Source organism: Micromonospora sp. CPCC 205554, assembly GCF_036902745.1.
Lineage (GTDB): Bacteria > Actinomycetota > Actinomycetes > Mycobacteriales > Micromonosporaceae > Micromonospora > Micromonospora tulbaghiae.
Window position 1 is genome coordinate 359,837 of sequence record NZ_JBAKHP010000002.1, and the last position, 21,893, is coordinate 381,729.

The following is a 21,893-nucleotide window of genomic DNA, read 5'->3' on the forward strand; positions in this document are numbered from 1 at the left end:
GTCGGCTGCCCTTCTTACAGGTCTGCGGGGGCGGCCAGCCGGCCGACCACGGCGGTGGCGGCGGCGACCGGCGGGGACACCAGGTGGGTACGCCCGCCCCGGCCCTGACGGCCCTCGAAGTTGCGGTTGGAGGTCGAGGCGGAACGCTCGCCCGGCTTCAGCGTGTCCGGGTTCATGCCCAGGCACATGGAGCAGCCGGCGAAGCGCCACTCGGCGCCGGCGTCGGTGAAGACCTTGTCCAGCCCCTCGATCTCGGCCGCCTCGCGGACCGCGGCGGAGCCGGGGACCACGAGCATGCGTACGCCGTCGGCGACCCGCCGCCCGCGCAGCACCTCGGCGGCGGCCCGCAGGTCCTCCAGGCGGCCGTTGGTGCACGAGCCGACGAACACCACGTCCACCGCGAGGTCGCGCAGCGGGGTGCCCGGGGTGAGGTCCATGTACTCCAGCGCCCGGCGGGCGGCGACCCGCTCCGGCTCGGTGACGAACTCCTCCGGGTCCGGGACGGTGGCGCCCAGCGGCACGCCCTGCCCGGGGTTGGTGCCCCAGGTGACGAACGGCGTGATCCGGCTCGCGTCGAGCGTCACCTCGGTGTCGAAGGTCGCGCCCTCGTCGGTGGGCAGCGTCCGCCAGTACTCCAGCGCCGCGTCCCAGTCGTCGCCCTGGGGCGCGTTGGGCCGGCCCTTCAGGTACGCGAACGTGGTCTCGTCCGGCGCGATCATGCCGGCCTTGGCGCCCCACTCGATGGACATGTTGGCGATCGTCATCCGCCCCTCCATCGAGAGGTCGCGGATCGCCTCGCCCCGGTACTCGACGATGTGACCGCGCCCACCGCCGGTGCCTACCTGCGCGATCAGCGCGAGCACCAGATCCTTGGCGGTGACGCCGGGCGCCAGCTCGCCGACGACGTTCACGGCCATGGTCCTCGGGCGGGCCTGCGGCAGCGTCTGCGTGGCCAGGACGTGTTCGACCTCACTGGTGCCGATGCCGAACGCCAGCGCCCCGAACGCGCCGTGGGTGGCGGTGTGCGAGTCGCCGCAGACGATCGTCATGCCGGGCTGGGTGAGGCCGAGCTGCGGGCCGATGACGTGCACGATGCCCTGGTTCTCGTCGCCCAGCGGGTGCAGGCGGACGCCGAACTCGGCGCAGTTGCGACGCAGCGTCTCGATCTGGGTGCGGGAGGTGGGGTCCGCGATCGTGAGCAGGTCGCCGCGCCGGGAACGGAACGCCGGGTCGTCGTACCCGGTCGGGGTGTTGTGGTCCTCGGTCGCGATCGTCAGGTCGGTACGGCGGACCCCGCGCCCGGCCAGACGCAGCCCGTCGAACGCCTGCGGGCTGGTCACCTCGTGCAGCAGGTGCAGGTCGATGAAGAGCAGGTCCGGCTCGCCGGCGGCGGAGCGGACCACGTGTGCGTCCCAGACCTTCTCGGCCAGGGTCCTCGGTCGAGTGACTCCCACCATCTGGACATCCTAAATTCTGGGAGGTAAATTTCGGCTTGTGGGACACAGTATGAGCGGTGTCGGCGTTCTCGACAAGGCGGTGGTCATCCTGGCCGCCTGTGTCGACGGCGCCAGCCTGGCCGAACTCGTTGAACGCACCAAGCTGCCCCGGGCCACCGCGCACCGGCTGGCACAGGCGCTGGAGATCCACCGGATGCTCGTCCGGGACACCCAGGGGCGCTGGCGCCCGGGTCCACGCCTGGGCGAGCTGGCCAACGCGGCCCCGGACGTGCTCCTGACCGCCGCCGAGCCGCTGCTCGCCGCGCTACGGGACGCCACCGGCGAAAGCGCCCAGCTCTACCTGCGCCGCGCCGACGAGCGGATCTGCGTGGCCGCCGCCGAGCGTGCCAGCGGCCTGCGGGACACCGTCCCGGTCGGCTCGGTGCTGCCGATGACCGCCGGTTCGGCGGCGCAGATCCTGCTCGCCTGGGAGCCACCGGAGGCGGTCATGCCGCTGCTCCCCCGCTCCAAGTTCACCGGCCGCACGCTGGCCGAGGTGCGGCGGCGCGGCTGGGCGCAGAGCGTCGCCGAGCGGGAGGCGGGTGTGGCGAGCGTCTCGGCGCCGATCCGTGACCGGACCGGGCGGGTGATCGCCGCGATCAGCATCTCCGGCCCGATCGAGCGCCTCGGCCGCCGCCCCGGCGAACGCCACGCCATGGCGGTTGTCCGAGCCGGCCAACGCCTCTCCGGCCTCTGACCCACCCCAAGGCTGCGCCCGCCCACCCCCACCCCTCCGTTGATCATGAAGTTGGCGGCAATTTTGATCTCCCCGACTGCCGCCAGCTTCATGATCAACGGGGCGGGCACGGGGCGGGGCGGGGCGGGCACGGGGCGGGGAGAGGCGGGGAGAGGCGCGCAAGGGAATGACGAACGGCCCGCCTCGCGTGGCGAGACGGGCCGTTCGTGGGTGTAGCCCCGACCGGATTCGAACCGGCGCTACCGCCTTGAGAGGGCGGCGTCCTGGGCCGCTAGACGACGGGGCCAGGCACTTTTCCTGCTTCACCACCCTGCCGGGCGATGTGGCAGTAGTCTAGCGGCATCCCGTCCGGCACCACGGAGGGGGGTCACCCCCTGCGCACGTGGGCAGGACAGCAGAAAGCCCGCCCCGGAAGACGGGACGGGCTGTCGGTGCTGTAGCCCCGACCGGATTCGAACCGGCGCTACCGCCTTGAGAGGGCGGCGTCCTGGGCCGCTAGACGACGGGGCCAGAACCTTCATTGCACTCCGTCAGCGTGAGCTGCCGGAATCCAGCGTCCGAGGGTTCTCGCGAACCCTCGGTTGCGCTGGGGTACCAGGACTCGAACCTAGACTAACTGAACCAGAATCAGTCGGGCTGCCAATTACCCCATACCCCATTGGCCCCTTGCGGCGCCGGGAATGAACTTTACCCTCCCGGTGCCGACAGGCCAAATCCAACCCCTCGAAACCCCCCTGACCAGCGGAAACGAGACGCCGGAGCGAATCAGGCGACAGGGACGACCGGGTTGCTCAGCTCCCCGATGCCCTGGATCCGCACGGTGACCGTATCCCCCTCGGTGAGCGGGCTAACCCCCGCCGGCGTGCCGGTCAGGACCACGTCGCCGGGCAGCAGCGTCATCACGTGCGAGATGTACGACACCAGGCCCGGCACGTCGAAGACCATGTCCTTGGTCCGGCCGAGCTGGCGTACCTCCATCTCCTCCGGGTTGCGGCCCACCTCGCACCGGATCTCCAGGTCGCTGACGTCGAGCCCGGTGGTGATCCACGGCCCGATCGGGCAGAACGAGTCGAAGCCCTTGGCGCGGGTCCACTGCCCGTCGGAGCGCTGGAGGTCCCGCGCGGTGACGTCGTTGGCGCAGGTGTAGCCGAAGACGGCCCGCTCGGCGGCGGCCCGGTCGGCCCGGCGGGCGCCCGGGGCGCCGATCACCACGGCGAGTTCCGCCTCGTGCTCGACCTGCTTGGAGAAGATCGGCAGCCGGATGGCGTCGCGCGGGCCGATCACCGAGGTGGACGGCTTGAGGAAGAGCAACGGCTCCTTCGGCACCTCGCTGCCGTGCTCGGCGGCGTGCTCGGCGTAGTTACGGCCGACACACACCACCTTGCTGGGCAGGATCGGCGACAGCAGCCGGACGTCGGAGAGCGCCCAGCGGGCGCCGGAGAACTGGATCTGCCCGAACGGGTGGCCCTCGATCTCGGCGATGGTCAGGCCCTGCGGCCCGGCCTCCGGCTCGCCCTCGACGACCCCGAACGACATTCCCTTGGCATGAGCGAAACGAGCGATACGCACCCGGCCAATCTATCCCCGCCCGCGGGCCGACCGGCGGACACCGGCAGGCGGCACGCCCCGGCGGCCGCGCGACCCACCCTCGCGGGCCGCCGGAGGCGCCGGCCGGCAGGAGCCGCACAGGGTACGCGCGATCGCGCCGGACGGGGCGGGAATGGCGGCTTCGTACCCGCCCGGCGGTCCCCGGCCCATAGCTTCGGGTCCGGAGGTTCGTTGGTATGCCTGCATCGAGACGACACCACAGGGCCCTGGCAGTGTTCGTGAACTGTCTGGGCGTCATCGCCGCCGTACCGGCGCTGTCCCCGGCGACGCCCCGCGCGGCCGCCGCCCCCGCCCATCCGGCCCCACCACCGGCAGCCGCACCGGTCGCCCTGCCCGGTGCCGCGGCCACCCCGATCCCGACCGGCGTGCCGGCGGTGCCCCCGGCGGTGCCGACCACCGGCCCGGCCCCGGTCCGGCCGTCGATGCCCCCGGTCAGCGTGGCGGTGGGCGCGTCGGGCACCCCGGCGCCGGGTTACCGGATCGAGGTCCGCAACGCCGGCTCGGCACCCGTCGACACGATGGTCCGGCAGGAGCTGCCGAACGGGTCGCGGGCCACCACGGTGACCGGCGGTGGCCGGGCCAGCCGGCCCGCCGGGATGAGCGCCGGTGAGGTGACCTGGCGGCTGCGGCTGCCGGCCAAGAGCACCACCACGCTGCACACCGCGCTGTCGGTCCCCGGTCCCGACCGGTCGGTGACCGCACCCACCTGCGTCTACGGCACGGACGGCACCCGCCCGTTCGACTGCGCCACCGCCACCTGGGTGGGCGCCGCGACAGCCCCGGCGGCGCAGGTCACCGCCGCCCCGGCCTGGCGGCGGCCGCCGGTGCTGCTCGCCGCGTTCACCGCGCTGCTGGTGCTCACCGCCGGTGTGGTGTGGTGGGCGGTGTGGCGCCGCCGCCGGCGCACGGCCGCGGGAGGCGCCGCGCCCATGGCCCGCGGCGCAACCGGCGGGACGACGGCCGCCGGCGCCTCCGGAAGCGCCGCGACGCCCACGGGTACGCCGGGAGGCGGCGCCGTGCACACCGGCGCCCCCGAAGGCGGCGTGCCCGGCCTGGGCATGCCGGGCGGAGCCGGCCCCGTCCAGGGCGGACCGGGCCGAAGCGGGCCGGCCGAGCGCGGCACCGTCTATCCGCGTACGGCAGTGCCGTCGCCCGCGAGCCGCCGGCGCCGGCCGCCGGTCTGGCTCGTGGTCGGCGTCGCGGCGGCGGTGCTCGCCGGCGTGGTCGGCGCGGCGGCCTGGTCGGCCACGCAGCGGGTGGCCGCGATGGACACCACCAAGCAGCCGACGAGCGGCGCGTGGGTGGGCAGCAGCGTCACCGGCGCGCTGGGCCAGCCGCTGCGCGAGACCGCGTTCGAGTTCACCGTCTACCGGGTGAGCTGCGGCGCCGACGTCCTGCCGCCGTCGCCCGGGGGCGGCCGGCCGTGCCTGGCCACGGTCGGGGTGCGCAACCTCACCAACGAGGACCAGACCTGGCACGGGCAGTTGCAGCGGGCGTACCTGCCGAGCGGCAACTGGGTGGCAGCCGACGAGGACGCGACCCGGGTGGCGAACCTGGGCCGCGACGTCTTCTCCCAGCCGGTGGCCGCCGGGCGGCGGGTGCTGCTGCCGCTGGTGTTCACCATGCGCGGCGACGAGCCGCCGAAGCGGTTGGAGCTGCGCAGCGGCGTCTTCTCCGCGGGCGTGCGGGTGGACGTGGCGTGATCCGGGCACGGGCGGCGGTCGTACCCTGGGGTGTGTGACCGCCGCCCTCGCCCCCGCGCTCGACCTGGCCGACTGGCAGGCGCGTCGGCACGCCCACGAGGCGCGGGTGGACGCCTGGCTGACGCCGCACCTGGCCCGCCGCCGCACCGGGGTGAAGCATCCGGTGGAGGACTTCCTCTTCACCTACTACTCCCACCGCCCGGCGCAGTTGCGCCGCTGGCACCCGGGCGCGGGCGTGGTGCTGCGCGACGCCGACCCGGCCGGTTTCGGCCCGGACTACACAGCGGCCTCCGCCGGGCTCACTCTCGACACCGATCGGGTACGCGCGCGGCGCGCCGAGTCGATCGCCTGGATCCGTACGCTGCTCGCGGCGACCGCCGGGCGCCCGGCGCAGTTCGGCTGTTTCGGCATGCACGAGTGGGCGATGGTCTACCGGCAGACGCAGGAGCAGGTGCGGCACAACGCCTGGCCGTTGCGGCTGAGCCCGGCGGCGACGGCGGCGGTGGTCGAGGAGCGCGGCGTGCGGTGCAGCCACTTCGACGCGTTCCGGTTCTTCACCGCGCCGGCCCGGCCGCTCAACGTGCTCCAGCCGACCCGCGAGGGTCAGCACGCGCTGGAGCAGCCGGGCTGCCTGCACGCCAACATGGATCTCTACAAGTGGGCGTACAAGCTGTCGCCGCTGGTGCCGTCGGAGCTGGTGGCGGACTGTTTCGCGCTGGCCCGGGAGATCCGGGCGCTGGACATGCGGGCCAGCCCGTACGACCTGGCCGACCTGGGCTACCCGCCGGTACGGGTGGAGACGCCGGAGGGCCGGGCCGAGTACGCGGCCGCCCAGCGCGGGTTCGCCGAGCGCGCCGCCGGGTTGCGGGCCCGGCTGCTGGCCGCGCTGGACCTGGCCGCGCCGGCCCACAGGCGCTGAGCGCCGGACCGGGCCGCGCGGGTGACGCGGTGGTCGGTGACGGCCCCGAAGCTCCCGTACGCATTGAAGCGCTTCGACACCTCCGGCTCAACCCTCCGGGTGCCCCCGATGCCGGTTCCACTCCGGGGCGAGGATCGACATGACAGTGGCGTCGACCCAGTCGTCGCCGTCGCGCAGCACCTGCCGCAGCGTCCCCTCGGCGACGAAGCCCACCTTCTCGTAGGCGCGCCGGGCACGAGGGTTGAACGCGAACACCTCCAGGCCGATGCGGTGCAGGCCGAGCTGCTCGAAGCCGTACCCGACGATCAGCCGGACCGCCTCGGTGCCGAGGCCGCGGTCGCGGCCGCCGGGGCCGATGAGCGTGCGGAAGTTGCAGCTCGCGTTGGCCCGGTCCCACTCGTTGAGGACCACCTCGCCGACGCAGGCGCCGCCGGCCCGGTCCACCACCGCGAGGTCGAGCCGGTCGTCCTGGCTGTTGCGGGTGCCGTACCAGGCGCGCAGCCGGGACGGCTCGAACGTCTCTCCGGCCGGGCTGCCGGTCAGCCGGGCCACCTCCGGGTCGGCCAGGATCTCGGCGAGCGCCGGCAGGTCGTCGTCCTGGAACGGGCGCAGGACCACCCGCTCGCCGGTGAGCGTGGGCTTGACGGAGAAGTCGATCACGTGGCGGAATTCTCCGGGCGGCGCGCGTGGCGGCTCAACGGATTTTCGGTCAGTCGCCGTCCACCCGGCGGTCGCGTTTGCGCTGTGACTGGCGCTTCTTCTCGGCCAGGCGGCGCTCCTTCGCACCACGGGAGGGGCGGGTCGGGCGGCGCGCCTTCGGCGGCGGGGCGACGGCCTCGCGCAGCAGCGCGGCCATCCGCTCGCGTGCCGCCTCCCGGTTCGCCAGCTGGGCGCGGTGCTCGCTGGCGGTGACGGTGAGCACGCCGCCGACCAGGCGGCCGGCGAGCCGGGCCAGCGCCCGTTCCCGCAGCGTCTCCGGCACGCTCGGCGAGCCGCCCAGGTCGAAGCTCAGCTCCACCCGGGAGTCGGTGGTGTTCACTCCCTGCCCACCCGGCCCGGACGAGCGGGAGAACCGTTCCCGCAGCTCGGCGGCGGGCACCACGAACCGATCGGTGACCCGCAGTCCGTCGTCCACCCCCCGAGGCTAGCGCCCGGCGCGGTGACTCGGGGTGGGTGTGGCGCTCGGCGTGGGACCGGCCCGTTCCTCGCCGCCGCCGGACGCCGCGTACGCGGCCGCGCCGACGAGCAGCAGGGCGATCACCGCGAGCTTGACGACCACGCCCCGGATCGCGAGCCAGGCGTTGCGCCGGGCACCGGGGACGCTGGTCCGGATCGTCTGGTAATCCGTCCAGCCGCGTTTCGCACGCGCGTAGGACGCGCCGACACCGGCGCCGATGATCAGGCCCACCACGAGGAGGGCCGCAATGACAGCTTGCTCCACCTCCGCCAGTATCCATACTCAGCGTAATATTTCTATGCCCCAATGATCCCACGCCGGATATCCGACACTTCGCACCGATCTTGCGACGCTTGTGCAGGTCAGCGCCACGCCGGCGGCTCAGCCGCCCCGGCCGATGATGGTGTCGGCGGTCTGCTGGACCTGGTCGATCGGGATGGCGAAGCCGATGCCGATCGAGCCGTTGCCGTCGATGGTGGCGATCGCGGTGTTCACGCCGACCACCTCACCGCGCGCGTTCACCAGTGGCCCGCCGGAGTTGCCCGGGTTGATGGAGGCGTCGGTCTGCACCGCCGTGTGCCGGCCGTTGCCGATCCGTACCTGCCGGTTGAGCGCGCTGACGATGCCCGCGGTGACCGTCCCGGCGAGCCCGAGCGGCGACCCGACCGCGAGCACCGGCTCACCCACCCTGGTCGAGTTCGCCTTGGCCAGCGGCAACGGCGGCAACCCGGCCGAGGCGGGCACCTTCAGCACGGCCAGGTCGCTGGCCGGTTCCCGGCCCACCACCTCGGCCGGGAAACGCCGCCCGTCCGAGGTCTCCACCGTCACCGCGCCGGAACCGCCCCGGGCCAGAATGTGGTCGTTGGTGACGATGTGCTGTTCGTTGTCGATGGCGAACCCGGAGCCGGACGCGGACGCGCCGGAGCGGCCCCCGACCATCACCGACACCACCCCGGGCACCGTCTTGCCGGCGGCGGTGACCAGCTCGGCCGGCACCGGCGCGGCGGACGCCGCCGTCGGTCCCGGCGCGCCCCGGTCGGCCGCCCAGGTGCCGGCGGCCGCGCCGGAGACGGTGGACAGCGCCACCACCGCCGCCACGCTCAGCAGCCGGTGCCGCAGGCTGCGCCGCCCGGCCTCCGGCCCACCCCCGGGTACGTCCCGGTGGCCGCGCCCGTCCGGGTCCAGCTCCGGCGAGACGAACCACGGTCCGCGTGGCTCGCCGAGTCCGGTCTGCACTGCCATGCCTGGCTCCTCACATGTCGTGCGGTAGTGGTGTGCGGGTCAGGGCAGCCGGGAGAACCACCGCAGCGAGCCGGCCGCGGCGCCCATCGCCAGGACCAGCCCGAGGCCGATGAAGCGGGCCGAGACGTCCTGCCGCTCGGTGCGGTAGCCGACCGACGTGCCGATGTCCTCGTAGACGTCCTTCAGCTCGGCGGTGGTGGACGCCTCGTGGAAGCCGCCGCCGGTCTGCTCGGCGACCGCCCGCAGCGTCTGGCCGTCCACCGGCACCTGGATCGCCCGGCCGCCGCGGTCGACCGAGCCGCCGGGCGTGCCGAAGGAGATGGTGTGCACCGGCACCTTCGCGGCGACCGCCTGGTCGGCGGCCTCCATCGGGTCCATGCCGGAGGTGTTCGCGCCGTCGGAGAGGATGATGATCCGGGCCGGCGGCGGATCCTTGGCGGCGGTGGCGTCCAGGCTCTTGACCGCGCCGAGCGAGGTGCTGATCGCCTCGCCGATGGCGGTGCCCTGCACGCCGGTGATGCCCTCGGCCAGCCGCCCGATGCCGTCGTGCAGCGCCTCCCGGTCGGTGCTCGGCGGCACCAGCACCGCCGCGCTGCCGGCGAACGCGACGAGGCCGACGTTGAACTCGTCCGGCAGCCCGTCGACGAACCGCCGGCCCGCCTCCTTGGCCGCCGTCAACCGGTCCGGGTCCACGTCACCGGCGAGCATCGAGGTGGAGACGTCCACCGCGACCATCACCGTGGCCCGTTCCCGGGGCACCCGCACCTCCGCCTCGGGCCGGGCGAACCCGACCACCAGCAGAGCGAGCATGGCGAGGAACAGGCCCGCCGGGACGTGCCGCCGCCAGGCCGGGCGGCGCGGGGCCACCCGGTCGAGCAGGCGCAGGTTGGTGAAGCGCACCGCGTACCGGCTCTGCCGCCGTTGCAGCACCAGATAGCCGACGACCAGGGCGACGACCGCGAGCAGCAGCCAGAGGCGGGCGGGTGACTGCCAGGTCATGCGACACCTCCGCGGGCGGCGGCCGGCACCATGGCCAGCCGGCGCTGCTCGTGCACGTACCGGACGACGTCCGCGCACCAGTCCCGGTCGGTGCGCAGCGCCAGGTGGGTCGCGCCGGCCCGGCGCAACGTGCGGCGTACCTGGTCGCGCTGCTCGGCGGCGGCGCGCGCGTACCGCTCGCGCAGGCCCGGGTCGCCGGTCCACACCTCGCGACGCCGGCCGCTCTCCGGGTCGACGAGCGTGATCAGGCCGACGTCGGGCAGTTCCAACTCGCGCGGGTCGGTCACCTCGACCGCGAGCACCTGGTGCCGTACCGCGAGGCGGCGCAGCGCCGCGGCCCAGGGCGGCGGCGCGGCGTCCGGGTCGTCGGGCAGCTCGTCGAGGAAGTCGGAGACGATCACCACGAGGCCACGCCGGGTGGCGACGCGCTGGAGGCCGTCCAGCCCGTCGACCAGGCCCGGCACAGCGTCCCGCGGGCCCGCGGCGGCCGCGCCCGCGCCGTCGGAGTCCGGCAGACCGCCGGTACGCGGGGCGCCGAGCAGCGCGCGGAGCAGACCGAGCAGGTGGGTACGCCCGCTGCGGGCCGGGAACCGGCGCAGCCCGTCCGGCGTGAGCACCTGGGCGCCGAGCCGGTTGCCGACTCCGGCGGTGAGGAAGCCGACCGCCGCCACGGCCGCCACCGCCAGTTCCCGTTTGTCCAGCGTGGACGTGCCGTACTCCATGCTGGGGCTGGCGTCGACGAGCAGCCAGGTGGTCAGTTCCCGGTCCGCGTCGACCTCGCGGACGTGCGGGACTGTGGTCCGGGCGGTGACCGCCCAGTCCATCCGGCGTACCTCGTCCTCGCCGGGGCGGTACTCGCGGCTGCCTGCCGCCTCGCTGCCGGGTCCGGGCAGGAGTCCGCGGTAGCGGCCGTGCAGCAGGCCGTCGAGCCGTCGGGTTACTGTCAGCTCCAGCCGGCGCAGCCGCTGGTCCGGGGCGAGGTCGGCGAGCCCGGGTTCGGCTGCGCCGGTCATGCCGCCGCCAGGTCGTTCACCGTCTCGGTGGGCCCGTTCACCAGCCGGGGCGGCGGCACCGCCTCGATCACGCGGCGCACCACGTCCTCGCCGGAGATCCCGTCGGCGATCGCGTCGAAGGAGAGCACGAGCCGGTGCGCCAGCACGTCCACCGCCAGTTCCCGGATGTCCTCGGGGAGCACGTAGTCCCGTCCGTGGATGAGCGCCTGCGCGCGGGCGGCGGCCACCAGGCCGAGCGTGGCCCGGGGGCTGGCCCCGTACGCCAGCAGGGGCGCGACGTCGGGCAGGCCGAAGCGCTCCGGGTCACGGGTGGCGAGGATGAGGCGGACCACGTACTCGGCGAGCGCGTGGTGGACGAACACGTCGGTGGCGCGGCGCTGGAGTTCGCGCAGCCGGACCGGGTCGAGCACGGTACGCGCGGTGGGGCGCTCGGTGCTCATCCGGTAGAGGATGGCCAGCTCGTCGGCGTCGCTCGGGTAGTCGACCACGACCTTCATCAGGAAGCGGTCGCGTTGCGCCTCGGGGAGCTGGTAGACGCCCTCGGACTCGATCGGGTTCTGGGTGGCCAGGACCAGGAACGGGTCCGGTACCGGCCAGCTCCGGCCGGCGATGGAGACCTGCCGCTCGGCCATCGCCTCGAGCAGCGCCGACTGCACCTTGGCCGGGGCCCGGTTGATCTCGTCGGCGAGCACCAGGTTCGCCATGATCGGCCCCAGCTCCACGTCGAACTGCTCGGTGGAGGCGCGGTAGATGCGTGTGCCGACGATGTCGGAGGGGACCAGGTCGGGGGTGAACTGGATGCGGGAGAACGTGCCACCGACCACTGTGGCCAGCGTCTGCGCGGCCAGCGTCTTGGCCACCCCCGGTACGCCCTCCAGCAGGCAGTGCCCGTCGGCGATCAGGGCGGTGAGCAGGCGGTCGACGAGCCGATCCTGCCCGACGATCACGCGTTTGACCTCGACGAGGGTCTGTTCCAGCTCGACGCCGCTCGCGTCGGCGTCGACCGGGCTGAGCACGCTGGCCGGGGTGTCCGAGATGTCCGTCACGGTGCTTGCTTCCCGTGCCGGACCGGCGACAAACGTCGGATTATCGGCCCCTGGACGGTGGTGCGCGGGCCGGACCGGCAGCATCTCCCCAGCCGGGCGGGAACGTCACGAAGCGGCGCGGCACCGGCCGGACCGGTACGGAACACGACACCGGCCCCCGCCGGAGCGGGGGCCGGTGCGGGCCGGACGGGTCAGTTGGCGACCAAGATGTGGAACGGCCGGTCCGAGGCGCCGCCGGTGGAGTTGCGCGTCTGCACGAAGACCGCGTTCGGGGTCAGTGTGCGCGGCGCGGCCGAGATCTCGCCGCCCGGCGGGACGTTCGCTGAGTCGTTCGTGCCGATGGACACGTGGTACGCCTTGGCGGAGACGTTGTAGTCGAACAGCACCTGGTACTGCCCGGCGGTGACGCCGGTGCCCGGGGTGAACCGGAACGAGGACACCACGTTGCCGGAGTGCTGCAACAGCGTCCCGTTGGCCGCCACGACAGCCCAGGCGACCTGGCCGGGTGCCGGTGGGGCCAGGGTGGCCCGCATGGCGGTCCGGGCGGCCTGCCGCTCGGCGGCGGTCACCGGCGGCTGCGCCGTCGAATGCCGGGCGCCGGGCTGCGGTCTCGCCTCCGACTGGGCGGCCGCGGCGATCCCGCCACCGGCCAGGCTGAGCGACAGCGCGGCGAGCGCCACCACCGTCGCCTTGCGCTTGAGGAATGTGGCCATGAGTTCTCCCTTGGTAGACCGTGGTGATACGGCGACTGCGCGCGTCAAATTGCGGATCATCGGGTATCCGCCGGGAGCGCACCGCTCGTGAGCTGGCCTTACTACAGAGAGTCGCGACGTCTCAACCAGGTGGAACCTAGCACCGGAAAATGGGGGCGGTCAATAGTGTTATTGCGTGTCCGACCGATTCGCAAAGATGCCCGAAAACTGCGAGGAACAATTCACGAAATTGTTTCGGAGGGCATCATGCCACCCCGGATCCGGGTAGCCTCACCGCCATGATCACCCTGCCACGCCTGCCCCGGACCGGCACCCGGGGCGGCCGTCCGGCCACCGTCGCGTGCTGGCTCGCGGTCGCGCCGGTCGCCGCGTGGGCGCTCGTGCGCCTGACCGGCCTCGAACGCGGCCCGCTGGTACAGGCGATCGCGTTCACGCCGTACGCCGCCGCCGTGGCGCCGGTCGTGGCGGTGACCGCGCTCGCCCTGCGGCGCCGCGCCCCGGCGGTGGTCGCGGCCCTTGCCGCGGTGGCGCTGATCGGCGCGGTGGCGCCCCGCGCGATTCCCGGCGACCGGCCCGCCACCGACGGGCCGGCGCTGCGGCTGCTCACCGCCAACCTGCGCCTCGGCTCGGCCGACCCGGCGGCGCTGGTCGACCTGGTCCGGACGCGGCGGGTGGACGTGCTCACGGTGCAGGAACTCACCCCGCCGCTGGCCGCCGAGCTGGACCGGCTCGGCCTGGCCACGCTGCTGCCGCACCGGTCGCTGACCCCCGAGGTCGGCTCCACCGGCTCCGGTGTGTACGCCCGGCACCCGCTGCGCGACACCGGTCACCGGCGCAACCGGGGGTTCTTCTTCACCCAGGCGTACGCGACGGTGACGGTGCCGGGGGCACCGCCGCTGCGGGTGGAGTCGGCGCACCCGGCCGCGCCGTACGCCCTCGACGTGGTGCCGGACTGGTGGACCGACCAGCGCGCCCAGCCGCCGGCCACCCCGGACGGCGCGCTGAGCGTGCTGGCCGGCGACTTCAACGCCACGCTCGACCACGCGGCGCTGCGGGACCTGATCGCCACCGGCTACACCGACGCGGCGGACGCGGCCGGAGCCGGCTTCGGCGGCACCTGGGGCCCGTACGACGGCGACCCGATCCCGCCGGTCACCATCGACCACGTCCTGGTGGACCGGCGCATCGCGGTGCGCGCCGCCGGAACCTTCCCGGTGCCGGGCAGCGACCACCGCGCGCTGCTGGCCGAACTGCGCCTGCCGGCCGGCTGAGTCAGGCCGCCGTCCCGCCCGGCACCCGGGCCCGGTCCAGGCCGTAGGTGAGCGCGTCGACAAGCGCGTGCCAGCTCGCCTCGACCACGTTCGGGTGCACGCCCACTGTGGTCCAGTCGCGGCCGGCGCCGGCGGTCTCCACGAGCACGCGCGTCACAGCGCCGGTGCCGTGACTGCCCTCCAGGATGCGGACCTTGTAGTCGGCCAGCTCGAACTCGCGCAGCTCCGGGTAGTGCCGGGCCAGTCCCACCCGTAGCGCCTCGTCCAGCGCGTTGACCGGGCCGTTGCCCTCGGCGGTGGCGATCACCCGCTCGCCGCGTACCCGGATCTTCACGGTCGCCTCGGAGACCACGGAGCCGTCCTCGCGGTGCTCGACGATCACCCGGTACGACTCCAGCGCGAACGGCCGGGCCGGCGCGGCGTCCGGCAGCTCGGAGCGGACCAGCAGCTCGAACGAGGCGTCGGCGGCCTCGAACGACCAGCCGTCGGCCTCCAGCTCCTTCACCCGCCCGGTGACCCGGGACAGGGCGTCCGGATGGCCGGCCAGGTCCAGACCGAGCTCACGGCTCTTGAGCTCGATGCTGGCCCGGCCGGCCATCTCGGTCACCAGGATCCGCATGTCGTTGCCCACCACTGTGGGTTCCACGTGGTTGTAGAGCAACGGGTCGACCTTGATCGCGCTCGCGTGCAGCCCCGCCTTGTGAGCGAAGGCGGCGGCCCCGACGTAGGCCTGGTGGGTGTCGGGGGCGATGTTGGCGATCTCGGCGATGGCGTGCGAGACCCGCACCATCTGCTCCAGGCAGCCCTCCGGTAGGACGGGCATGCCCAGCTTGAGCTGGAGGTTGGCGACGATCGCGAAGATGTCGGCGTTGCCGGGGCGCTCGCCGTACCCGTTGGCGGTGCCCTGCACGTGCCGGACGCCGGCCTCGACCGCGGCGATCGTGTTCGCCACGGCGCAGGCGGTGTCGTTCTGCGCGTGCATGCCGAGGCGTTCCGGCGCGATGCCGGTCCGCGCCACCAGTCCCTCGATCACGGCGGTGACCTGGGAGGGCAGCATGCCGCCGTTGGTGTCGCAGAGCACGAAGCGCTCGGCGCCGGCGGCCAGCGCGGTCTCCGCCACGGCGGAGGTGTAGCCGCTGTCGAACCGGAAACCGTCGAAGCAGTGCTCCCCGTCGACGAAGACGCGCCGCCCCTGCGCCACCAGGTACGAGACGGTGTCCCGGATCATGGCGAGGTTCTCCTCGGCGGTGGTGCGCAGCGCCCGTTCCACGTGCCGCAGGTCCGCCTTGGCGACCAGGGCCACGGCCGGGGTCTGCGCGTCGAGCAGGCCGCGCACCTGCGGGTCGTCCTCGACCGCGAGGCCGGCCTTGCGGGTGGCGCCGAAGGCGACCAGGATCGCGTGCCGCAGCTCCAGCTCGGTACGGGCGCGGCGGAAGAACTCGGTGTCCTTGGGCACCGCGCCGGGCCAGCCGCCCTCGACGAAGCCGACTCCGAGGTCGTCCAGCAGGCGGGCCACCGCCAGCTTGTCGACCACCGAGTACGTGAGCCCTTCGCGCTGCGCGCCGTCGCGCAGCGTCGTGTCGTACACCTGGAACGTCATCGGAGTCCTCTTCTCGTGCCCTGGGGGAGCAAACAAAAAGACCCCCCGCGGATGCGGGAGGTCTGCGCGCTCGGCGAGGGAAGGGCCGGCGCGCTAGCTGCTAATGATCAGGACGAAGCTGGTCACGACCCGTACTCTGCCACCCCGCCCCCGGTTTTGGGAGGCGAAACCCATATTCCGGGACGACGACCCGCCTGGTGATCGTCTTCACACCCGGGCACGCCCGCCACGAGCGCAAACGGGGCTACGGAAGAATCTTGAACAGATCCAGTTACTGGCCCGGCGGTGTTGCCGGGTCACACTCAAGGAGGACCCGTGCTCACTGTCGGTGACCACTTCCCCGAGTACGAACTCACCGCCTGCGTGTCGCTCGACGCCGACAAGGCGTTCGAGACGATCAACCACAAGTCCCACGAGGGCCAGTGGCGCGTCGTGTTCTTCTGGCCGAAGGACTTCACCTTCATCTGCCCGACCGAGATCGCCGAGTTCGGCCGCCTCAACGGCGAGTTCGCCGACCGGGACGCCCAGGTGCTCGGCGTCTCCGTCGACAACGAGTTCGTCCACTACGCCTGGCGCAAGGACCACCCGGACCTGCGCGAGCTGCCCTTCCCGATGCTCAGCGACATCAAGCGCGAGCTGACCTCCGCCTGCGGCGTGCTGGGCGAGGACGGTGTCGCGCAGCGGGCCACCTTCATCGTGGACCCGAACAACGAGATCCAGTTCGCCATGGTGACCGCCGGTTCGGTCGGCCGCAACGTCTCCGAGGTGCTGCGGGTGCTCGACGCGCTCCAGACCGACGAGCTGTGCCCGTGCAACTGGAACAAGGGTGCGGCGACGCTCGACGCCAACGCGCTCCTCGCCGGCGCCGGGGCCTGACCATGGGCCTGGACGCGATCAAGGCGGGCCTGCCCGAGTACGCCAAGGACATCCGGCTCAACCTCGGCTCCACCATCACCACCTCGACGCTGAAGCCGGAGCAGGCGTGGGGCACCGCGCTGGCCTGCGCGGTGGTGGCCCGCAACCCGGTGGTCCTGCGGGAGATCGCCGCCGAGGCGGCCGGTCACCTCGCGCCCGAGGCGGTCGAGGCGGCCAAGGGCGCCGCGGCGGTCATGGCGATGAACAACGTCTACTACCGGGCCAAGCACCTGATCGGCGACGAGCAGTACGCGTCGCTGCCGGCCCGGCTGCGGATGCAGATCATCGCCCGCCCCGGCGTGGAGAAGACCGACTTCGAGCTGTGGTGCCTCGCCGTCTCGGCGATCACCGGCTGCGGCGTCTGCCTGGAGTCGCACGAGAAGACGCTGCGCGCCGCCGGGTTCAGCCGCGAGCAGGTGCACGAGGGGCTGCGGATCGCCGCCGTCGTACACGCCGCCGCGGTGACCCTGGACGCGGAGGCCGCGCTGGCCTGATCCACCGGCCCGCGCGGGCCCGACCGGTACCGCGCGGGCCGACGACCCGAGGGGCCGGCGTCACCACCGTGGCGCCGGCCCCTCGGCGTCGGCGGGCCGGCGCCCGGCCCTTCGGCGATTGGCCCCCGGACAGGGTGGGTAACCGTCCCGACTGATGACGGCGCCGCGACGGCCGCGGCCCTGGAGGACGGGAGGCGGCACATGGACGGACTGGACCCGCGCGCCACGCACGGCGGCACCGAGCCGATCCTCGACGACGGCCGGGGCACGGTCGCCGGCGGCGCTCCGGCGGGCGCCTTCGACCCGTGGCGTTACCGCGACGAGGCGGGCGTGGCGAGCGCCGACCTGACCGGATACAAGGTCGAGGCCACCGACGGCGCCATCGGCAAGATCGACCGGGCCAGCCACGAGGTGGACGACAGCTACCTGGTCGTGGACACCGGGCCGTGGATCTTCGGCAAGAAGGTCATGCTCCCGGCCGGCACCGTCAACCACGTCGACCACGACGCCCGCACCGTGCACGTCGACCGGGAGAAGGACCAGATCAAGGCCGCCCCGGAGTACGACGAGTCCAGCCACGCCGACCCGGGCTACCGGGACCGGCTGGGCGGCTACTACGGCGAGAACCACTCGGCGCTGCCGCCGGACGTACCGCCGCGCATCTGACAACCCGGCGACGGCCGGCGGGGACGTGCGAACGCCCCGCCGGCCGTTACCGTGTCAGCTGTGGACGCCCCGGAGAGCCCCTTCCCCACCCTGTTCAACTTCCGCGACGTCGGCGGGTACGCCGCTCGCGACGGACGCACCGTCCGCCGCGGCCGGCTCTACCGGTCCGACTCGCTGCACCGCATCGACGACACCGACCGGGCGGCGTTCACCGCGCTCGGCATCCGCACCGTGATCGACCTGCGCCGGCCGTCCGAGGTGGAACGAGACGGGCGGGTGCCCGACTACGACGGCCTGACCTACCGGCACATCCACCCCGAGCACGCCGACTGGGGCGCGAACCGGTTCGACTCCTCCGGCGTCAGCCTGGCCCGCTACCTGGCCGACCGCTACGCCGACCTGGCGCGTACCGGCACCGCAGGGCTCGCCGAGGCGGTCGGGTTGATCGCGGACAGCGCCAACGCCCCGGTGGTGGTGCACTGCGTCGCCGGCAAGGACCGCACCGGCATCGTCTGCGCGCTCACGCTCTCCGTGCTCGGGGTGCCCGACGAGAATGTGGTCGCCGACTACGCGCTCAGCACCGCCGCGTCGCGGCGCTTCGCCGAGTGGGTCCGCGCCACGCTGCCGGACGCGGAGGAACCCCCGCCGCCGTTCCTGGAGTCACCGGCCGAGACGATGGAGCTGTTCCTCGCCGAGCTGCGCACCGGCTACGGGTCCGTCGAGGGTTACCTGACCCACGCCGGCGTCACCGAGGCGCAGCTGGAGTCCCTCCGCACCCACCTTCTGGACTGACTGCCCCGCCCCGCCCCGGCCCTGCCCGGCGGTGATCAAGGAGTTTGTGTCCTCGTCCGCGCCGGAACCGGACGCGAACTCCTTGATCACCGCGGGCGGGCCGTCAGAGGACTCGGGTCACCCAGCCGTGGGGGTCTTCGGCACGGCCGCGCTGGATGTCGACCAGCTTCTGGCGCAGCGCCATGGTGGCCCGGCCCGGCTCGCCGCCGCCGATGAGGAACTCGCCGTCCGGGAAGCGCACGCCGCCGATCGGGGTGATCACGGCGGCCGTGCCACAGGCGAACACCTCGCGCAGCCGCCCGCTCGCCGCGTCCGCCTGCCAGTCGGCGAAGGCGACCGGCGCCTCCCGCACCTCGTGCCCGGCCTCGGCCGCGAGCGTGAGGATCGCGTCGCGGGTGATGCCCGGCAGGATCGTGCCGCCCAGCGGCGGGGTGACGATGCTGCCGTCGTCGTAGACGAAGAAGACGTTCATGCCGCCCAGCTCGTCGACGTACCGCCGCTCGACCGCGTCCAGGAACACCACCTGGTCGCACCCGGCCTCGATCGCCTCCGCCTGGGCCGCCAGCGACGCGGCGTAGTTGCCGCCGCACTTGGCGGCGCCGGTGCCGCCGGGCGCGGCCCGGGTGTAGTCCGGCGAGACCCACACAGTCACCGGCTTCACACCACCGGCGAAGTACGCACCGGCCGGCGAAGCGATCACGCAGTAGAGATATTCGTTGGCCGGGCGGACACCGAGGAAGACCTCGCTGGCGAACATGAACGGACGCAGGTAGAGGCTGGCGTCCTGTTGCTCGGGAATCCACGCCTGGTCGATCTCGACCAGGCGGCGCAGCGACTCCACGAACGTCTCCTCCGGCAGCTCCGGCATGGCCAGCCGACGGGCGGAGGCGTTGAACCGGGCCGCGTTGGCCTCCGGGCGGAACATCGTCACCGCCTCACCCGTGCGGTACGCCTTCAGCCCTTCGAAGATCTCCTGCGCGTAGTGCAGAACCGCCGCGGCCGGGTCCATCGGAATCGGCGCCCGCGCCTCCAGGCGGGCGTCGTACCAGCCCTTGCCCTCGGCGTACCGGATGGTGACCATGTGATCGGTGAAGACCCGGCCGAAGCCCGGGTTCGCCAGCAGGGCGGCCCGGTCGGCGGCGGTTACCGGCGCGGGATTCGGACGGATCTCGAAATCGAGCTTGTCACCACCGCTCATCGCGCTGACCTCCCTGCGGGTTCACGGCATGCGGGATCGCACGCCGACGTCACTGGTGCCAGAAACTTACCCCGAACGGTCGTTCAGCGGATAGCTCCGCTCCGGCGGATGCGACGCGCCGGACGGTCGGGTGGGCCCGGTGACGGGTCTGGCGGCCCGGTACCGGGCCGCCAGGAGGGTCGGCCCGGTCAGGCTACGGCGAGCGCGGCGAGCCGGTCGCCGACCTCCTCGGTGCGCACCGGCGCTCCCGGCGTACGCCCGGCCAGCTCGGTGCCGACCGCGGCGGTGACCCGGGCGGCGGCGTCGGCGTGGCCGAGCTGGTCCAGCAGCAGCGCGGCGGACAGCACCGCGGCGACCGGGTCGGCGACGCCCTGGCCGGCGATGTCCGGCGCCGAGCCGTGCACCGGCTCGAACATCGACGGGTAGCGCCCCTCGGGGTTGATGCAGCCGCTGGCCGCCAGCCCGATGCCACCGGTCACGGCGGCGGCGATGTCGGTGAGGATGTCGCCGAAGAGGTTGTCGGTGACCACCACGTCGTAGCGCGACGGGTTCGTCACCAGGAACATCGCGGCGGCGTCGATGTGCTGGTACTCCGTGGTCACGTCCGGGTGCTCGGCGGCCACCGCGGCGAAGGCGCGCGCCCAGAGCGACCCGGCGTGGGTGAGCACGTTGGTCTTGTGCACGAGCGTGACCTTGCGCCGCTCCCGGCGGCCGGCCCGGGCGAACGCGTCGCGGATCACCCGCTCGACGCCGTGCCGGGTGTTCAGGCTCTCCTCGGTGGCCACCTCGGCCGGGGTGTCCCGGTGCAGCGCGCCGCCGGCGCCCGCGTACAGACCTTCGGTGCCCTCGCGGACCACCACGAGGTCGACCTCGCCGGGCTTGACCGCGGCGAGCGGACCGGCCACACCGGGCCAGAGCCGGGACGGGCGCAGGTTGACGTACTGGTCGAAGGCGAACCGCAGCTTGAGCAGCAGACCGCGCTCCAGCACACCCGGCGGCACGGTCGGGTCGCCCACCGCGCCGAGCAGGATGGCGTCGTGACCGGCCAGCTCGTCGAGGACGGAGTCGGGCAGCACCTCGCCGGTGCGGTGGTAGCGTGCCGCGCCCAGGTCGTACTCGGTGGCCTCGATTCCGGGCACCACCGCGTCGAGGACCTTGCGGGCCTGCGCGACCACCTCGGGTCCGATGCCGTCGCCGGCCACCACCGCGATGTGTGCCACCTGACGCTCCTCGTCTCGTCGTTAGGCGCAACCGTACGTCGCCGTCCCGGCCCCCGGTACGAATCTTCCATCATCCGGGACGGTGAATCACAGGATGCTCCCAGCCGACATTCATGGTGCGGTCATCTCCACTGCTTAGGGTCGGGGTCACGGGCCGACGGGGGCCCGGAACCGGCACCGCCGCGACGCGGCGGCGACCACCGAGGGGGCAGGTGTCATGCGGACCGAGCATCGGCGGGCCCACTGGGCGGACGAACAGCCACGTACCCGCTGGGTCGACCAGTCCGCGTTCCGCCCGGCCCGCCCGGACCTGCACCTGGGCGCCACGAACCACCGCGTCGAGCGCTCCGGCGCCGCCGCGTCCGGCCGGATCAGCGTCCGCCACACCGTCACCACCTCGACGGCCGACTACACCATGCTGCTCAACGCGCCGGAGTGGTTCGGCCACCGGGCGGTCGGCGAGGCGCTGCGCGACGCCGTCGCCGAGCTGCGCGCCGTCGACCTCACCTACGGCCCGAACCGGCCGGACAGCCTCGTCTCGCGGTTGCGCCGCGACGAGATCAGCCCCGACTCGTACCCCCCGCTGGCCGACCTGATCGACCTCTGCGCCGCGATGCGGGCGGCCACCGACGGCTGGTTCGACGCCTGGGCCGTGCCCGGTGGCTTCGACCCGGGCGGCCTGCTCGGCGGCTGGGCGGTGGAGCGGGCGGCGGCGCGGTTGCGCGCCGCCGGCATCCACGACTACGCCGTGCTCAGCGGCGCCGACCTGACGGTACGCGGACACGCGGCGCACGGCGCGCCGTGGCGCGTCGCGGTGCACCACCCCACCGACACCCGCCGGACACCGGTCGTGCTGGAGATGACGACCGGCGCGGTCGGCACCTCCGGTGTCACCGGCCGGCGGGGACACGTCGTCGACCCGCACACCGGCGAGCCGACCGACCGGCTGGTGGCCGCCACCGTGGTCGGCCCGAACCTCGCCGTCGCCGACGCCTACGCCACCGCCCTGTACGCCGCCGGACCGGCCGGGCTGGCCTGGTTCCGCCACGACGCGGACTACCGTCCCCTGTTCGCGCACCACCGGCGCTGAGCCGTCCCCTGTTCGCGCACCACCGGCGCTGATC

22 protein-coding genes and 3 tRNA genes are annotated in these 21,893 nt (G+C 73.6%); 9 read left to right on the forward strand and 16 right to left on the reverse strand.

Translation table 11 applies throughout. The features are described 5' to 3' along the window. Positions 1–14: 14 nt before the first annotated feature. Positions 15–1,457, reverse strand: coding sequence for a 3-isopropylmalate dehydratase large subunit (gene leuC, locus V6U82_RS04740; protein ID WP_334459387.1), 1,443 nt, complete (start codon positions 1,455–1,457; stop codon positions 15–17). A gap of 49 nt (positions 1,458–1,506) precedes the next feature. On the opposite strand from leuC, the gene V6U82_RS04745 reads away from it, so the two are divergent. Further along, positions 1,507–2,193: an IclR family transcriptional regulator gene (locus V6U82_RS04745; protein WP_013284529.1), complete on the forward strand. Its 687-nt coding sequence runs from the start codon at positions 1,507–1,509 to the stop codon at positions 2,191–2,193. Positions 2,194–2,406: 213 nt separating this feature from the next. Here V6U82_RS04745 and V6U82_RS04750 read toward each other — a convergent pair. The 4 genes from V6U82_RS04750 to V6U82_RS04765 all read right to left on the reverse strand — a co-directional run bounded on the left by V6U82_RS04750 (position 2,407) and on the right by V6U82_RS04765 (position 3,762). Beyond that, positions 2,407–2,479: transfer RNA gene (locus tag V6U82_RS04750), tRNA-Glu, on the reverse strand. A gap of 151 nt (positions 2,480–2,630) precedes the next feature. Continuing rightward, a tRNA-Glu gene (locus V6U82_RS04755) sits at positions 2,631–2,703 on the reverse strand. Positions 2,704–2,779: 76 nt separating this feature from the next. Continuing rightward, positions 2,780–2,851: transfer RNA gene (locus V6U82_RS04760), tRNA-Gln, on the reverse strand. Between the two features lie 107 nt (positions 2,852–2,958). Then, complete coding sequence (locus V6U82_RS04765; RefSeq protein ID WP_334459391.1) at positions 2,959–3,762, reverse strand: fumarylacetoacetate hydrolase family protein; 804 nt, start codon at positions 3,760–3,762, stop codon at positions 2,959–2,961. 215 nt (positions 3,763–3,977) lie between these two features. On the opposite strand from V6U82_RS04765, the gene V6U82_RS04770 reads away from it, so the two are divergent. Continuing rightward, entirely contained in the window at positions 3,978–5,504 is a 1,527-nt protein-coding gene (locus tag V6U82_RS04770) for a hypothetical protein (protein ID WP_334459392.1), read from the forward strand. Positions 5,505–5,538: 34 nt separating this feature from the next. Beyond that, positions 5,539–6,423 carry a 3-methyladenine DNA glycosylase gene (locus tag V6U82_RS04775; RefSeq protein ID WP_334459393.1) on the forward strand — a complete coding sequence of 295 codons (885 nt, stop codon included), beginning with the start codon at positions 5,539–5,541 and terminating at the stop codon, positions 6,421–6,423. Positions 6,424–6,510: 87 nt separating this feature from the next. On the opposite strand, the gene V6U82_RS04780 is transcribed toward V6U82_RS04775, so the two are convergent. From V6U82_RS04780 to V6U82_RS04815, 8 genes are all read right to left on the reverse strand, one after another. Then, positions 6,511–7,083 (reverse strand): GNAT family N-acetyltransferase, encoded by a 573-nt coding sequence (locus tag V6U82_RS04780; RefSeq protein ID WP_334459395.1) that lies wholly within the window; start codon positions 7,081–7,083, stop codon positions 6,511–6,513. Between the two features lie 49 nt (positions 7,084–7,132). Then, complete coding sequence (gene arfB, locus V6U82_RS04785; protein WP_334459397.1) at positions 7,133–7,558, reverse strand: alternative ribosome rescue aminoacyl-tRNA hydrolase ArfB; 426 nt, start codon at positions 7,556–7,558, stop codon at positions 7,133–7,135. Between the two features lie 9 nt (positions 7,559–7,567). Then, positions 7,568–7,864, reverse strand: a complete 297-nt coding sequence (locus V6U82_RS04790) for a hypothetical protein (protein ID WP_013284522.1) — start codon at positions 7,862–7,864, stop codon at positions 7,568–7,570. A gap of 117 nt (positions 7,865–7,981) precedes the next feature. After that, positions 7,982–8,842, reverse strand: coding sequence for a S1C family serine protease (locus V6U82_RS04795; protein WP_302903791.1), 861 nt, complete (start codon positions 8,840–8,842; stop codon positions 7,982–7,984). Positions 8,843–8,881: 39 nt separating this feature from the next. Next, on the reverse strand, positions 8,882–9,841 hold the full coding sequence (locus V6U82_RS04800) for a VWA domain-containing protein (protein ID WP_334459402.1): 960 nt from the start codon (positions 9,839–9,841) through the stop codon (positions 8,882–8,884). Next, the gene (locus V6U82_RS04805; RefSeq protein ID WP_334459405.1) at positions 9,838–10,854 is read right to left on the reverse strand and encodes a DUF58 domain-containing protein; all 1,017 of its coding nucleotides are present in this window, start codon (positions 10,852–10,854) and stop codon (positions 9,838–9,840) included. The genes V6U82_RS04800 and V6U82_RS04805 overlap by 4 nt, the downstream gene beginning before the upstream one ends. Then, positions 10,851–11,900 (reverse strand): AAA family ATPase, encoded by a 1,050-nt coding sequence (locus V6U82_RS04810; protein ID WP_334459407.1) that lies wholly within the window; start codon positions 11,898–11,900, stop codon positions 10,851–10,853. The genes V6U82_RS04805 and V6U82_RS04810 overlap by 4 nt, the downstream gene beginning before the upstream one ends. 191 nt (positions 11,901–12,091) lie before the next feature. Next, positions 12,092–12,613 (reverse strand): hypothetical protein, encoded by a 522-nt coding sequence (locus V6U82_RS04815; RefSeq protein WP_334459408.1) that lies wholly within the window; start codon positions 12,611–12,613, stop codon positions 12,092–12,094. A 296-nt stretch (positions 12,614–12,909) separates the two neighbouring features. On the opposite strand from V6U82_RS04815, the gene V6U82_RS04820 reads away from it, so the two are divergent. Next, positions 12,910–13,884, forward strand: a complete 975-nt coding sequence (locus tag V6U82_RS04820; protein ID WP_435121191.1) for an endonuclease/exonuclease/phosphatase family protein — start codon at positions 12,910–12,912, stop codon at positions 13,882–13,884. Between the two features lies 1 nt (position 13,885). Here the strand turns inward: V6U82_RS04820 and cimA are convergent, their stop codons facing one another. Then, complete coding sequence (cimA, locus tag V6U82_RS04825; RefSeq protein WP_128138779.1) at positions 13,886–15,484, reverse strand: citramalate synthase; 1,599 nt, start codon at positions 15,482–15,484, stop codon at positions 13,886–13,888. Between the two features lie 315 nt (positions 15,485–15,799). Here cimA and V6U82_RS04830 point away from each other — a divergent pair, with 315 nt between their 5' ends. The 4 genes from V6U82_RS04830 to V6U82_RS04845 all read left to right on the forward strand — a co-directional run bounded on the left by V6U82_RS04830 (position 15,800) and on the right by V6U82_RS04845 (position 18,351). After that, the gene (locus V6U82_RS04830; protein WP_128138778.1) at positions 15,800–16,360 is read left to right on the forward strand and encodes a peroxiredoxin; all 561 of its coding nucleotides are present in this window, start codon (positions 15,800–15,802) and stop codon (positions 16,358–16,360) included. Positions 16,361–16,362: 2 nt separating this feature from the next. Beyond that, positions 16,363–16,893, forward strand: coding sequence for a carboxymuconolactone decarboxylase family protein (locus tag V6U82_RS04835; protein WP_334459412.1), 531 nt, complete (start codon positions 16,363–16,365; stop codon positions 16,891–16,893). A gap of 201 nt (positions 16,894–17,094) precedes the next feature. After that, positions 17,095–17,559 (forward strand): PRC-barrel domain containing protein, encoded by a 465-nt coding sequence (locus V6U82_RS04840; protein ID WP_120571231.1) that lies wholly within the window; start codon positions 17,095–17,097, stop codon positions 17,557–17,559. Between the two features lie 51 nt (positions 17,560–17,610). Continuing rightward, positions 17,611–18,351, forward strand: coding sequence for a tyrosine-protein phosphatase (locus V6U82_RS04845; RefSeq protein ID WP_128138595.1), 741 nt, complete (start codon positions 17,611–17,613; stop codon positions 18,349–18,351). Between the two features lie 103 nt (positions 18,352–18,454). Here V6U82_RS04845 and V6U82_RS04850 read toward each other — a convergent pair whose 3' ends face one another. After that, positions 18,455–19,549, reverse strand: coding sequence for a branched-chain amino acid aminotransferase (locus tag V6U82_RS04850; protein WP_334459415.1), 1,095 nt, complete (start codon positions 19,547–19,549; stop codon positions 18,455–18,457). A gap of 188 nt (positions 19,550–19,737) precedes the next feature. After that, positions 19,738–20,769, reverse strand: a complete 1,032-nt coding sequence (locus V6U82_RS04855; RefSeq protein WP_334459417.1) for a 3-isopropylmalate dehydrogenase — start codon at positions 20,767–20,769, stop codon at positions 19,738–19,740. Between the two features lie 217 nt (positions 20,770–20,986). Between V6U82_RS04855 and V6U82_RS04860 the strand changes: the two genes are divergently transcribed. After that, the gene (locus V6U82_RS04860) at positions 20,987–21,859 is read left to right on the forward strand and encodes an FAD:protein FMN transferase (protein WP_334459419.1); all 873 of its coding nucleotides are present in this window, start codon (positions 20,987–20,989) and stop codon (positions 21,857–21,859) included. The last annotated feature ends 34 nt before the right edge of the window (positions 21,860–21,893 follow it).